This is a genomic window from Flavobacterium sp. Arc3 (assembly GCF_041431375.1).
Lineage (GTDB): Bacteria > Bacteroidota > Bacteroidia > Flavobacteriales > Flavobacteriaceae > Flavobacterium.
In genome coordinates, this window is record NZ_JASMRI010000015.1 from 36,687 (window position 1) to 50,076 (window position 13,390).

Below are 13,390 nucleotides of genomic sequence, written 5' to 3' on the forward strand. Positions count from 1 at the left end.
TTTGTAACTTTGCTTCATTGCAATTTAGAAAAAACAATGATATCCATTACCGAAAAGACATTACAAGACTTACAATTTCCAACTGTACTCGAAACTATTTCAACCATATGTAATACAGACATTGGGAAACAAAAAGCGTTAGAAATCACCCCGTTTAGAGACAAAGAAACTTTGATGCAAGCTTTGCTACAAACTTCTGAGTACGTCTCTTCGTTTCAAAATAACAATGCAATTCCTAATCATGGTTTTGATGCCATAAGCCACGAAATTAAATTTCTGGCAATCGAGGATAGTTTTCTGGAAGTAGGTAGTTTTAGAAAAATAGCAACCCTATCTTCAACGGTTAATTTTTTATTGAATTACTTCAAAAAATTTGATGACTATTACCCTCATTTAAACACTAGAGCAAACGAAGTTGAGTTAACCAAAGAAATTATCACAGCCGTTGACCAAATTGTTGATAAGTATGGTGAAATTAAGGATAATGCGTCGCCAGTACTATTGAATATTCGCAGAGACATCAATTCTGTTCGCGGTAAAGTTAACCAAAGTTTTGGTGTGGCATTGACGCAATACAATAGCTTAGGCTATTTGGATGACATCAAAGAAAGTTTTGTACAAAACCGCAGAGTTTTGGCTGTTTTAGCGATGTACCGCCGTAAAGTCAAAGGATCTATATTAGGAAGTTCAAAAACAGGAAGCATCGCTTATATAGAACCAGAGACTACATTAAAATATTCTCGTGAATTAAGTAATTTAGAATATGAGGAGAGTGAAGAAATTACTCGTATTTTAAAACAATTGTCGAATGATATCCGTCCTTTTTTACCGCTGCTAATTCAATACCAGGATTTCCTGAGCGATATTGATGTTATTGCTGCAAAAGCAAAATATGCCAACCGAATTAACGGTATCATGCCTCAAATTACGGACAATCGCCGACTTTATTTTAGAGATGCCTATCATCCAATTCTGTATTTGAACAACAAACAGAAAAAGGAAATTACACATCCGCAAACTATTGAACTGAAGCAGGAGAATAGAATTATTGTGATTTCCGGGCCTAATGCAGGTGGTAAAACAATCTCTTTAAAAACGGTTGGATTGCTACAATTGATGTTGCAGTCGGGAATGTTGATTCCGGTTCACGAACGATCAGAAACTTTTTTATTCGATAGAATCCTTACCGATATCGGAGACAATCAATCTATTGAAAATCATCTAAGTACATACAGTTACCGACTAAAGAACATGAACTACTTCTTAAAGAAGTGCAATAAGAAAACGATGTTCCTGATTGATGAATTTGGTACTGGCTCCGACCCTGAATTGGGTGGTGCTTTAGCTGAAATTTTTCTCGAAGAATTCTACCATCGCGAAGCTTTTGGGATTATAACTACCCATTATTCGAATTTAAAAATTCTAGCTAATGAGTTGCCTTTTGCAACTAATGCTAATATGATGTTTGATGAAAAATCATTGGAACCCATGTATAAATTAGCACTGGGCCAAGCGGGTAGTTCCTTTACTTTTGAAGTTGCGCTGAAAAACGGAATTCCGTTCAGTTTAATCAATCGTGCCAAAAAGAAAATTGAAGTTGGTAAAGTACGTTTTGACAAAACTATTGCTACACTACAGAAGGAACGCTCGAAAATGGAAAAAACTTCGCAAACGCTTAAGGAAGAAGAAACCAAAGCGCGCGAGGAAGGAAAGAAAATGGAAACAATCAATGTCAAAATCAAGCAAAAGTTGGAAAGCTATCAGGAATTATATGACAGTAACCAAAAGACCATTTACATAGGACAAAAAATTGAAGATATTGCCGAGAAATATTTCAATAATAAAAGTAAAAAAGACCTTATCGGTGATTTTTTGAAAATTATCGAAATTGAAAATTCAAAACGCAAGAAAGCGACTCCGAAAGAAGCTAAAGCTATCGTAGCCAAGAAGAAAGAAGTCATTGCGGAAGTTACGGTACATGTGGAAGAAATCAGAAAAGAAAAGAAGGAAAAGAAACTGAAACCGATAATCGAAAAAGTGAAGGCTATTTTAAGAGTAGGCGATCGTGTACGCATGCTTGATGGGAAAGCAGTGGGCAGCATTGATACTATAGAAAAGAATAAAGCAACGGTAAATTACGGTATGTTTACGTCAAAAGTCAGTTTAGATGAACTGGAATTGGTGGAAGCGATGAAAAAGAAATAATCAGTTCGAGTGTTCAATAATCAGCGGTTAGTTGATTTTAAACGCTATTATAGCCTCACAACTACAAAAAAATGGAAAGCCTATCTAAAGACAAAAAGATTATCCTGTTCGACGGCATTTGCAATTTGTGCAATTCGGCGGTACAATTTATCATAAAACACGATAAAAAAGACGTTTTCCGATTTGTAGCATTGCAATCTAATTTGGGGCGCGAAATCTGTAAACATATTGGTGTAGACCAAAAAAGTATCGATAGCATCATACTCTACGAGCCTGGAATTGCTTATTACTACAAATCGGAAGCCGCTTTAGCAATTGCCTCCCAACTTGGTTCTTTTTATAGTTTGTTAACCATTTTTAAAATTTTACCATTAAAATTCAGTAATTTTTTATACGATTGGATTGCCAAGAACAGATACAAATGGTTTGGTAAAAAAGAGAGCTGCATGATTCCTACAACAGAATTGAAATCAAAATTTTTACCCTAAAATAGCATTTAATGATTTTTATCATATTGTTTTGCTGACAAAATTTATATTTTTGATTTTTAAAATTAAAAAAACATGAAAAATATGGCACTTATTACTTGGGATAGCGGTTCGATAATTATTGTTTTCGTCTTTGGATTTGTGGTACTTGCTTTAGTAGCTACTGTATTACTGTTAATGAACAACGATAAGAAAAAAAAATAAAATCAGATGCGTCTTTGACTTATTTAAGAATATATAAGCAGTCGCTATTCAAGCGTCTATACTTGTATTCACTCTTGTTGTGTTCTTTTGTTTTTAATTAGCCTCAGCAATTCTCTTCTTTTTTCAAAATAGAATGGCTAACGAAAGTTAGCTCTCTTAAAACAAAAATGCTTTAACTATAAATAAAAAAGGATGTCGTAATCGGATATCCTTTTTGCTGTTCTGAAAAAACTAAAATTAACTTCTGATTAGGTTTTTCTATTTTAATCGTTTTTACATATTAGCATCCACCTAATCGTTTTTTTGTTTTCTTCATATTCAAAGAAACGCGCTCCAAATAATGAATTTCACACAATAAAAAGAACATATTTTCTTACTTTAAATTGGAATAAATTTCTAAATTTACTTGATATAGTTCTATTCCACAAGGTGTGAACACAAAATCATTCACTTTGCTGTTGTAATTTAAGTTCTAAAAAAAAAGTATTAGAATAAAATAATAACTACAGGATTTCTAAACAAGTTCGTATTTATATTAACCTAAAAAAATGTAATGAAAAATTATTTTCAATTAAAGATCGCTTTATGTCTAATAATTATAAGTTGTTCGACAAAACTACAAGCTCAGGATCGTGTTATAGAAGTAACTGCTATAAGGAATGAAAATAAAAGTGTTGATTTCTTTTATAAAAAAAATATGCCTGGAAGCTACACTATTAAAATAGAGTTTAATGGATTAACAAACACTAGCGCAGCAGATCATTACGAACAAGTCATTGAAGGAAATTTTGGGAAATTATTGACTCTTAGGCCCACAAATAAAGATTTAGGAATTAGCTACGGCTATAAAACCTCATATGCTTTTGGGAACTCAAGACCAAAAGTGGATAGCTTATTTCAATATTTACTTCCATTTAAAAAAGGTGCAAAAATCACTATTTAAGAAAGTGGGAATGTAAATGAAAAGTATTTTGGTGCAGAAAAACCAGAAAGCTGGAAATCATATTCTACAAATAGCAAAACGGCTGATTCTGTTTTTTCCATGCGAAAAGGTATAGTTGTTAATCTCAAAAATGAATTTCAAAACGATACTTTAACTAAAATGGTATACACTAGTAAGACCAACAATATTGTGATAGAGCATGAAGATGGGACTTATGCTATTTACAAGGGATTCAAAAAAGATAGCTTTAAGGTAAAATTAGGAGATATAGTCTATCCGAATACCATGTCAGGCACGTTGAATAAATTCAATAATGAAAATTACATTTTACACTTTAGCATATATTATTTTGATAACAAAGCAATGTTTGACAGTAGTAAATTAATAAAAAAGTCAAATAGTCCTTATATTTATTTAACTCCTTATTTTTATACTGCAGAGGGCGTAATAAAAATAGTCGCTAAAAGTAGCTATATCACTGATTTTAACGAGTCCATCCTAACAAAGGAAATGACAAAAAAAGGGATCAAACAGCGATTGAATAGCAAGATACTTTAAAATAAATAGGTATAACAAAAAGGATGCCATAATTGACATCCTTTTTGTTTTTGTATCAAAAACTAAAATTAACTTCTGATTAGTTTTCTGTATTTCAAACGTTTTGGAGTTAAATCCCCACCTAATCGTTTTTTCTTATTTTCTTCATATTCAGAGAAACCACCTTCAAAATAATACACATCAGAATTTCCTTCAAAGGCTAGAATGTGCGTACAAATTCTGTCTAAGAACCATCTGTCGTGAGAAATTACCACTGCACAACCGGCAAAATTATCAAGTCCTTCTTCTAAAGCACGTAGTGTATTAATATCCAAATCATTGGTAGGCTCATCCAGTAACAAAACGTTACCTTCTTCTTTCAAAGTCATGGCAAGGTGTAAACGGTTACGCTCTCCACCAGAAAGTGTTGAAACTTTTTTGTTTTGATCACTTCCTCCAAAGTTGAAACGGCTTAAATAAGCACGAGAATTCACTTGGCGACCGCCCATCATAATTAATTCTTGACCATCACAGAAGTTTTCCCAAATAGATTTATCAGGATTTATATTCGAGTGTGCTTGATCGACGTACGCGATCTTAACCGTATCACCAATTTCAAATTCCCCTGCATCTGGTTTTTCTTCTCCCATTATCATTCTGAAAATAGTAGATTTACCAGCACCGTTAGGTCCGATAATTCCAACGATTCCAGCTTGTGGTAAGGTGAAATTTAAATTATCATATAATAATTTATCACCATATGCTTTAGAAACGCCTTTGGCTTCAATTACATTAGTACCTAGACGTGGTCCATTAGGGATATAAATCTCTAATTTTTCATCTAATTCTTTCTGATCTTCATTAAGCATTTTATCGTAGTTCTGTAAACGTGCTTTTTGTTTCGTTTGACGTCCTTTAGCACCTTGACGAACCCAGTCCAACTCACGTTCTAAGTTTTTTCTACGTTTTGAAGCCACTTTTTCTTCAAGTGCCATTCTACTTGATTTTTGGTCTAACCAAGAAGAGTAATTCCCTTTCCATGGAATACCTTCTCCTCTATCTAACTCTAAAATCCAACCTGCCACATTATCCAAGAAGTATCTATCGTGCGTTACAGCGATTACCGTTCCTGAATATTGTGCTAAATGTTGCTCTAACCATAATACACTTTCTGCGTCTAAGTGATTGGTAGGCTCATCAAGAAGTAATACATCTGGCTGTTGCAATAACAAACGACATAAAGCCACACGACGACGTTCCCCTCCAGAAAGGTTCTTTATAGGTGTATCTGCATCTGGAGTACGTAAAGCATCCATTGCAATTTCTAATTTTGTATCAATTTCCCAAGCACCTAATGCATCTATTTTGTCCTGCAACAAAGCTTGACGATCCATTAGTTTCTCCATTTTATCTGCATCTTCATACACTTCTGGAAGACCAAAACTATCATTAATTTGGTTAAATTCCTCTAATACTGCCATTGTTTCAGCAACACCTTCACGAACAATTTCGATAACAGTTTTACTGTCATCAAGGATTGGCTCTTGCTCTAAGTACCCGACGGTATAACCTGGTGCAAAAACAACATCTCCCTGATAGTTTTTATCCGTACCAGCAATAATTTTTAATAAAGAAGATTTTCCAGATCCATTAAGACCTAAAATACCAATTTTTGCTCCATAAAAGAAACTCAAATAGATATTTTTAAGAACGGGTTTATCTGCTCCTTGATAGGTTTTACTCAATTTTGACATTGAGAATATTACTTTCTTATCGTCTGCCATTTTTTATTATTTTTAATTTAAAATTCAACATTTAAAACATTTTTCTAAAGTCTCCCTTTGAGTGAGCTAAAAACCCATGCATTCGCTAAGAACCCAACGCCAACAGCTGCAAATCCCCATCCGGAAACGTCACTGTATCTAAAAGCGCCAAGACCTATTAAGAGAAAACCCATTACTATCATTATAAAAGTAGCCCATCCTAAGACGGTATTTTTATTCATTCCCATAACTAAAGCCTGTTTTTTAAAGTGCAAATATCGTGAATTTAAGTGCTAATTGAATATATTATACAGCATTTCTCTTAACAAGTCGGAATTTGACATCGAACTTGCCCCTACTCCTTTGCTTTTTACATCGATATCTCGCAAGGAAGCTACAATTTGACTTACCTTTTTCATGGGATAATTTTTAAGCGCCACATCATATTCTTTTAGAAAAAAAGGATTGACTCCAATAACTGCTGCGACATTTTTTGGGTTTCTGTCTTTGAGTCCGTGGTATTTCAATAATTGGATAAAAAAACCAAAAACCAGACTTGTCGTAACCACCATTGGGTTCTCTTTTGGATTATTCGCAAAATTTGCTGCGATTGTGTAGGCTTTAAGCTGGTTTCTTTCTCCTATTGCTTTGCGAAGTTCAAATACATTAAAGTCTTTACTGAATCCGATATTTTCTTCTATATCTTTAGGAGCAATTACACTTCCTTTGGGTAATATTATTTGTAACTTCTCAAGTTCATTGTTTATTTTTCCTAAGTTTGTTCCCAAAAATTCCACAAGCATCGCGCTGGCTTTGGGTTCAATGGTATATTTTTTACTGGCTAGGATGCGCTTTATCCAATCTCCAACTTGGTTCTCATATAGTTTTTTACTTTCGTAAACCAAACCGTTTTTCCCTAGTACCTTAGTTACTTTTTTACGTTTATCGAGTGTTTTGTATTTGTAGCAAATCACTAAAACGGTCGAAGGCATCGGATTATCAGCATAGCTTTCTAGCTTGTCAATAGTCCGACTCAAATCTTGCGCTTCTTTTACAATCACCACCTGGCGTTCCGCCATCATTGGGTAACGCTTAGCTGTCGAAACAATATCTTCAACAGAAACGTCTCTACCATACAAAACAGTTTGATTGAATCCTTTCTCTTCCTCAGACAAGACATTTTTTTCAATATAGTCTGATACGATATCAATGTAGTACGGTTCTTCACCCATTAAAAAATAAATAGGTTTGATGTTCCCGCTTTTAATATCATTCAGAATTTTTATAACCTCGTCCATTTTTTCAGTCTTCAGTGTTCAGTTAACGTATTCAGTCACAATGTTACAAATAACAAGAACTTTAAACGGTAAACTTTAAACATTTTAATTATTTTTGCCTGATGCAGCAATTGAATTTTTCTTCTTATACTTGGCGCTTCAAAAATAGCGAAAATAAAGTGTCTATTTTTGACGACATCAGGAAAAAATTTATCGTTCTCACTCCAGAGGAATGGGTTCGTCAGCACGTTGTTCGGTTTTTATTGGAAGAAAAAAAATATCCTAAATCCCTGATTAATGTAGAAAAAGTACTTAAAGTCAACGGATTACGAAAAAGATATGACGTAGTAGTATTTAACTCTGATGGCTCAATATGCATCTTAATCGAATGCAAAGCTCCTGAAATAAAAATTGCCCAAACTACGTTTGACCAAATTGCCCGTTACAATATGACTATGAACGCGGAATATTTGATGTTAACCAACGGAATGAATCATTACTTTTGCCAAATGGATTTCGAAAATGAGAAATACCAATTTTTACCTGAACTTCCAGAATATACTATCTAAATAATCAAAATGAATATAGCAGTCGTTATCCTTAATTGGAATGGTGTACAATTATTAGAGCAATTTTTACCTTCGATAATAGCATTTTCCCCTGAAGCCACGATTTATGTGGCAGATAATGCTTCTACGGATGAGTCCATCTCTTTTGTGGAACAGCACTACCCTAGTGTAAAAATTGTAAAAAATGTTGATAATTATGGTTTTGCTCAAGGATATAATGAAGCACTGAAACATATTGATGCCGAAATATATGCATTGGTAAACTCTGACATAGAAGTTACACAAAACTGGTTATCACCCATAATCGATACTTTTAAAAACGAACCACAAACCGTTATTGTACAACCTAAGATATTAGATTTTAAGAATAAAAAGTACTTTGAATATGCTGGAGCTGCAGGTGGTTTCATTGATAAATATGGATATCCATATTGCCGCGGGCGCCTTTTTGAAACTATTGAAGAAGACAAAGGACAATACGATGATGAAAGAGAGATATTTTGGGCTTCAGGAGCATGTTTTTTCATCAGAAGTTATGTTTACAAAGAACTTCACGGGTTTGACAATGATTTTTTTGCCCATCAAGAGGAAATCGATCTGTGCTGGCGCGCTATCAATAAGGGATACAACATAAAGTATAATTACAAATCGTTAGTGTATCATGTAGGCGGAGCCACCTTACAACAGGGCAACCCTAAGAAAACCTATTTGAACTTCAGAAATTCATTACTAATGTTAACCAAAAACGTACCTAAGGAAAACTTATATGGTGTTTTATTTAGTCGAATGATTTTAGATGGAATCGCAGGAATTCAATTTATTTTCAAAGGAAAATTTTCACATTTTTTAGCTATTTTAAAAGCTCATTATTCTTTTTACACTTTATTTTCAATAACTTACAAAAAAAGAGGTGATTTTCACACAAAAAAATACTATAACATCAAAAGTATCGTTTTCCAATACTACGCAAATAGTGGCAAGGTCTTTGTTAATTGACTTTAACATTAAATTGTATATTTTATTAACTTTATTAAAACTAAATTTGTAATTCACTAAACATTAAATTTATGAAAAAAATTGTAATTGCCTTATCCGTTTTAGCCCTTTTAACCTCTTGTGTTTCTAAGAAGAAATATACTGATCTAGAGGCGAGAAACAAGGAAACTCAAGATTTATTAAACACTTGTACCGTAAAATTAAATTCTTGCTTAGAAGACAAAGCGGGTCTTACAGCTACAGTTGCAGGTTTAAAAGAGCATAACCAGACGTTAATCAGTACTTCAAAAGATATGACTGTATTGACTACTAAAGGTGCTGAAAACATTGAAAAAGCATTAGAGTCTATTAAAGAAAAAGATTTAAAAATAACTAGAATGCAAGATGCGTTAACTAAAAAAGACAGTGTTACACTTGCTTTAGTTACAAGTCTAAAAAGATCAGTTGGATTTAATGATCCAGATATTGAAATTAATGTTGAAAAAGGAGTTGTATTTATCTCTATTGCTGATAAATTGTTATTTAAAAGCGGTAGCTATACTGTAACTGATAAAGCAAAAGGAGTTTTAGCTAAAGTTGCTAAAGTAGTAAATGACAAACCAGATTTCGAATGTATGGTTGAAGGTCATACTGATAGCGTACCTTACATTGGTAACAACATATTACTTGACAACTGGGATTTAAGTGTGAAACGTTCTACTTCAATTATTCGTGTACTAACGAATGAGTTAGGAGTTAACCCAGCACAATTAATCGCTGCAGGTAGAAGTTCTTACATTCCGTTAGTAGCAAATGATTCTGCTGAAAACAGAGCTCGTAACAGAAGAACTCGTATCGTTGTATTGCCAAAAATTGATCAATTCTACGAAATGATTGAAAAAGAAATGAAAAGCCAAAAACAATAGTTTTAAATTTCATAATGTAGTTTGAGTATTCAAATTACAGAAACAGAAAAACGTTCCGAAATTCGGAACGTTTTTTTTTTTTGCTATATATTTAAAAAGAAAAAGCAGGCCAATTGGCCTGCTTTTATGTATCCCTAATACTTTTTTAATAACCAATTAAATATTAATTAAGAATAACATCTCTTTATTTTTTAGTTGCAATTTTAAGCAAAGATAAAAATTAATATAATATGTTCAAATATTATCTAAATAATCGCTATCTTATAGAATATTCAGACTTCCTTTTCCTTCGCGAATTACCTCTGGTTCATCACCTGATAAATCAATTATCGTAGAACCCACATTATCACCATAACCACCGTCAATTACCATATCAACTAGATTTTGCCATTTTTCAAAAATGAGCTCAGGATCTGTAGTATATTCAATTACATCATCGTCATCTCGAATGGATGTAGAAACAATAGGATTCCCTAATTGGCGAACAATTTCCAAAGCTATAGAATTATCAGGCACACGAATTCCAACTGTTGTTTTCTTCTTGAACTCTTTAGGTAAGTTATTATTTCCCGGTAAAATAAAAGTATACGGTCCAGGCAACGCTCTTTTTAAGAGTTTAAAAGTTGCCGTATCTATTTGCCTAACATAATCAGAAATATTGCTTAGATCATGACAAATGAATGAAAAATTAGCTTTTTCTAACTTGATTCCTTTTATCTTAGCGATGCGTTCTAAAGCTTTCGTATTGGTAATGTCACATCCCAACCCATACACCGTATCAGTTGGATAAATAACTAAACCACCATCTTTTAAAACCTTAACTACTTTGGCAATAGCCGCTTCGTTCGGTTTATCTGGGTATATTTTTATAAATTGTGCCATTTTTTTTGTTTAAAGTTTTAAAATGTAAAGTCTAAAGTTCGTTATATCAACAACTATAAACTTTTAAAAAAAAATTATCCGATTATATCCAATTTTGCAAAACGCAATAATAATTTTTTTATACCGCCAACATCAAATTTGATCTCCGCTTTTTTATCAGCTCCCACTCCATCTAAGTTTAATACTTCCCCTTTTCCAAAACGTTCGTGCATTACAATATTTCCAGCAACTAATTTATTGTCAAACAAATTAGCGCCTCCTGATGCAGATTTTCCGGCAACAGGCTTTAATTTACGAATATTTATTTCAGATTTAGGATCACTGTCCTTAACTTGTACTGGAGGTGTTCCATTAGCTGGCTTAGCCAAACGCAATTTGGATTTATCCACATCCCCAAAAATATCGCTGTCAATCATGGGTTTATAACGGTAATTATTTTCGGCCGGGGTAAGATACTCTAAATATTGTCCGTCTATTTCTTCAATAAAACGGGAAGGCTCACTATCTGTCAATTTACCCCAACGGTAGCGTGATTGTGCATAGGTTAAGTAAGCCTGATGCTCTGCACGCGTTAGCGCCACGTAGAATAAACGACGTTCTTCCTCTAGTTCACTTCTAGTACTCATACTCATCGCACTTGGAAACAGATCTTCTTCCATTCCCACAACAAAAACATGTGGGAATTCCAGTCCTTTTGCCAAATGTATTGTCATCAATGCCACACGGTCTTCATCGCTGGTGTCTTTATCTAAATCAGTCGCCAGAGCCACATCTTCCATGAATTCAGATAAGGCACCACGGGCACCATCAATTTCTTTTTGTCCTTCGGTAAAGTCTTTGATTCCGTTTAATAACTCTTCTATATTTTGTATTTTTGCCATTCCTTCCGGCGTGGCATCTTTCTTTAATTCTTGAACCAATCCTGTTTTTTTAGAAACATGATCCGTTAAATAGAAAGCATCTTGGTTTTCATTTATCACCTGAAAACTTTGAATCATCGTAACAAAATCAAGTAGTTTTTGTTTAGTTCCCGAGTTCAGTTTCAAGTCAATTTTGTCAATGTTTTGCATCACTTCAAAAATGGATCTTTTGTAGTGATTAGCTGCTACCAATAATTTTTCAATCGTGGTATTTCCTATGCCTCGTGCCGGATAATTAATCACGCGCATTAATGCTTCTTCGTCCTTCGGATTGATTACCAATCGCAAATAACACAGCACATCTTTTATTTCTTTTCTTTGGTAAAAAGACAAACCTCCATAAATTCTATACGGAATATCTCTTTTTCTAAGTGCATCCTCCATCGCACGCGATTGTGCATTGGTACGGTATAAAATAGCAAAATCACCATTGTTCATTTGGTTTTGCATCTTTTGTTCGAAAATCGTTCCAGCAACAAAACGACCTTCTTCCGCATCTGTCATGCTGCGGTGTACTTTTATTTTAGGGCCAAAATCATTGGCTGTCCAAACGATTTTATCCAGTTTAGTTTTATTCTTATCGATGATTGTATTTGCCGCCTCCACAATATTTTTTGTCGAACGGTAATTTTGTTCCAGACGAAAGGTTTTAACGCCTTCGTAATCCTTCTGAAAATTCAAGATATTATTGATGTTAGCACCACGAAACGCATAAATACTTTGCGCATCATCACCTACCACACATATATTTTGGAATTTATCTGATAATGCTCTAACAATTAAATATTGAGAGTGATTTGTATCTTGGTACTCATCTACAAGAATATAACGGAAACGGTTTTGGTATTTCGCTAGAACTTCTGGAAAACGTGTTAATAGTTCATTGGTTTTTAATAATAAATCATCAAAATCCATCGCTCCCGACTTGAAACATTTATCTACATAGTTTTGGTACAATTCACCCATACGAGGTTTTTTAGACATCGCATCCGCTTCTTGCAAGTCACGGTCATTGAAATAGGCTTTTACAGTGATCAAACTATTTTTAAAGTTGGAAATCCTACTTAGAACTTGTTTGGGTTTGTAAACGTCCCTGTCTAGTTGCATTTCTTTTATAATTCCAGAAATAGCTCGTAGCGAATCTTGGGAATCATATATCGTAAAATTTGACGGGTATCCTAATAAGTGCGCTTCCGAACGCAAAATTCTAGCAAACACAGAGTGAAACGTTCCCATCCAAAGATTCTTAGCTTCGCTAGAACCTACAATATCAGAAATACGTTTTTTCATTTCACGTGCTGCCTTGTTTGTAAAAGTCAACGATAAAATATTGAATGCATCCACTCCCTGATGCATTAAATAAGCAATACGTATCGTCAAAACACGCGTTTTACCTGAACCTGCACCGGCGATAATAATCATGGGGCCGTCTTTTTGCAATACTGGTTCGCGTTGTGCTTCGTTAAGTTGGGAAATGTATTTTTGCATGAAAATTTTCTATTTATGCAAAAATAAGAATTTAAGAATTAAAAAGGAGTTTTAAATCAAACTCAGGAGTACTTATTCTATTAAAATTCCAAATAAAAAAGCATTAAGTCTAAAAGTAGAGTTATGGATGAATTCCGTTACCTAAAATTTTAAACTAAAAAGTCATAAATTCATATCGATTAATTTCTGTTAATTTTGGATTCCTTGCCAAAT

13 protein-coding genes are annotated in these 13,390 nt (G+C 33.7%); 8 read left to right on the plus strand and 5 right to left on the minus strand.

The genetic code is table 11. The annotated features are described in order from the left end of the window. Positions 1-36: 36 nt before the first annotated feature. From QO200_RS12150 to QO200_RS12170, 5 genes are all read left to right on the plus strand, one after another. Entirely contained in the window at positions 37-2,205 is a 2,169-nt protein-coding gene (locus QO200_RS12150; protein ID WP_371540549.1) for a DNA mismatch repair protein MutS, read from the plus strand. 71 nt (positions 2,206-2,276) lie between these two features. Continuing rightward, positions 2,277-2,693 carry a thiol-disulfide oxidoreductase DCC family protein gene (locus QO200_RS12155; protein ID WP_371540551.1) on the plus strand — a complete coding sequence of 139 codons (417 nt, stop codon included), beginning with the start codon at positions 2,277-2,279 and terminating at the stop codon, positions 2,691-2,693. Between the two features lie 75 nt (positions 2,694-2,768). Further along, complete coding sequence (locus QO200_RS12160) at positions 2,769-2,897, plus strand: hypothetical protein (RefSeq protein ID WP_371540554.1); 129 nt, start codon at positions 2,769-2,771, stop codon at positions 2,895-2,897. A gap of 553 nt (positions 2,898-3,450) precedes the next feature. Further along, on the plus strand, positions 3,451-3,840 hold the full coding sequence (locus QO200_RS12165; protein WP_371540556.1) for a hypothetical protein: 390 nt from the start codon (positions 3,451-3,453) through the stop codon (positions 3,838-3,840). Positions 3,841-3,939: 99 nt separating this feature from the next. Further along, complete coding sequence (locus QO200_RS12170) at positions 3,940-4,398, plus strand: hypothetical protein (protein WP_371540559.1); 459 nt, start codon at positions 3,940-3,942, stop codon at positions 4,396-4,398. A gap of 68 nt (positions 4,399-4,466) precedes the next feature. On the opposite strand, the gene ettA is transcribed toward QO200_RS12170, so the two are convergent. The 3 genes from ettA to holA are packed head-to-tail and all read right to left on the minus strand — an operon-like array spanning position 4,467 to position 7,438. Continuing rightward, entirely contained in the window at positions 4,467-6,161 is a 1,695-nt protein-coding gene (gene ettA, locus QO200_RS12175) for an energy-dependent translational throttle protein EttA (RefSeq protein ID WP_371540562.1), read from the minus strand. A gap of 44 nt (positions 6,162-6,205) precedes the next feature. After that, complete coding sequence (locus QO200_RS12180) at positions 6,206-6,388, minus strand: CAL67264 family membrane protein (RefSeq protein ID WP_371540668.1); 183 nt, start codon at positions 6,386-6,388, stop codon at positions 6,206-6,208. 45 nt (positions 6,389-6,433) lie between these two features. Next, the gene (gene holA, locus QO200_RS12185; RefSeq protein ID WP_371540565.1) at positions 6,434-7,438 is read right to left on the minus strand and encodes a DNA polymerase III subunit delta; all 1,005 of its coding nucleotides are present in this window, start codon (positions 7,436-7,438) and stop codon (positions 6,434-6,436) included. Positions 7,439-7,539: 101 nt separating this feature from the next. Here holA and QO200_RS12190 point away from each other — a divergent pair, with 101 nt between their 5' ends. The 3 genes from QO200_RS12190 (at position 7,540) to QO200_RS12200 (ending at position 9,887) form a co-directional block, all read left to right on the plus strand. Continuing rightward, positions 7,540-7,986: a type I restriction enzyme HsdR N-terminal domain-containing protein gene (locus tag QO200_RS12190; RefSeq protein ID WP_371540568.1), complete on the plus strand. Its 447-nt coding sequence runs from the start codon at positions 7,540-7,542 to the stop codon at positions 7,984-7,986. 9 nt (positions 7,987-7,995) lie between these two features. Next, positions 7,996-8,982 carry a glycosyltransferase family 2 protein gene (locus tag QO200_RS12195; RefSeq protein ID WP_371540570.1) on the plus strand — a complete coding sequence of 329 codons (987 nt, stop codon included), beginning with the start codon at positions 7,996-7,998 and terminating at the stop codon, positions 8,980-8,982. A gap of 71 nt (positions 8,983-9,053) precedes the next feature. After that, positions 9,054-9,887 (plus strand): flagellar motor protein MotB, encoded by an 834-nt coding sequence (locus QO200_RS12200; protein WP_371540573.1) that lies wholly within the window; start codon positions 9,054-9,056, stop codon positions 9,885-9,887. Positions 9,888-10,148: 261 nt separating this feature from the next. On the opposite strand, the gene QO200_RS12205 is transcribed toward QO200_RS12200, so the two are convergent. Both QO200_RS12205 and QO200_RS12210 read right to left on the minus strand, forming a co-directional pair. Next, positions 10,149-10,769, minus strand: coding sequence for an L-threonylcarbamoyladenylate synthase (locus QO200_RS12205; protein WP_371540575.1), 621 nt, complete (start codon positions 10,767-10,769; stop codon positions 10,149-10,151). A 74-nt stretch (positions 10,770-10,843) separates the two neighbouring features. Continuing rightward, complete coding sequence (locus tag QO200_RS12210) at positions 10,844-13,177, minus strand: ATP-dependent helicase (protein ID WP_371540578.1); 2,334 nt, start codon at positions 13,175-13,177, stop codon at positions 10,844-10,846. Positions 13,178-13,390: the final 213 nt, after the last annotated feature.

Excerpts from the sequence above, each read along its gene's own strand:
- QO200_RS12150 (WP_371540549.1), top strand. The coding sequence starts at position 37 with ATGATATCCATTACCGAAAAGACATTACAAGACTTACAATTTCCAACT.
- QO200_RS12155 (WP_371540551.1), top strand. The coding sequence starts at position 2,277 with ATGGAAAGCCTATCTAAAGACAAAAAGATTATCCTGTTCGACGGCATT.
- QO200_RS12160 (WP_371540554.1), top strand. The coding sequence starts at position 2,769 with ATGAAAAATATGGCACTTATTACTTGGGATAGCGGTTCGATAATTATT.
- QO200_RS12165 (WP_371540556.1), top strand. The coding sequence starts at position 3,451 with ATGAAAAATTATTTTCAATTAAAGATCGCTTTATGTCTAATAATTATA.
- QO200_RS12170 (WP_371540559.1), top strand. The coding sequence starts at position 3,940 with ATGCGAAAAGGTATAGTTGTTAATCTCAAAAATGAATTTCAAAACGAT.
- ettA (WP_371540562.1), bottom strand. The coding sequence starts at position 6,161 with ATGGCAGACGATAAGAAAGTAATATTCTCAATGTCAAAATTGAGTAAA.
- QO200_RS12180 (WP_371540668.1), bottom strand. The coding sequence starts at position 6,388 with ATGGGAATGAATAAAAATACCGTCTTAGGATGGGCTACTTTTATAATG.
- holA (WP_371540565.1), bottom strand. The coding sequence starts at position 7,438 with ATGGACGAGGTTATAAAAATTCTGAATGATATTAAAAGCGGGAACATC.
- QO200_RS12190 (WP_371540568.1), top strand. The coding sequence starts at position 7,540 with ATGCAGCAATTGAATTTTTCTTCTTATACTTGGCGCTTCAAAAATAGC.
- QO200_RS12195 (WP_371540570.1), top strand. The coding sequence starts at position 7,996 with ATGAATATAGCAGTCGTTATCCTTAATTGGAATGGTGTACAATTATTA.
- QO200_RS12200 (WP_371540573.1), top strand. The coding sequence starts at position 9,054 with ATGAAAAAAATTGTAATTGCCTTATCCGTTTTAGCCCTTTTAACCTCT.
- QO200_RS12205 (WP_371540575.1), bottom strand. The coding sequence starts at position 10,769 with ATGGCACAATTTATAAAAATATACCCAGATAAACCGAACGAAGCGGCT.
- QO200_RS12210 (WP_371540578.1), bottom strand. The coding sequence starts at position 13,177 with ATGCAAAAATACATTTCCCAACTTAACGAAGCACAACGCGAACCAGTA.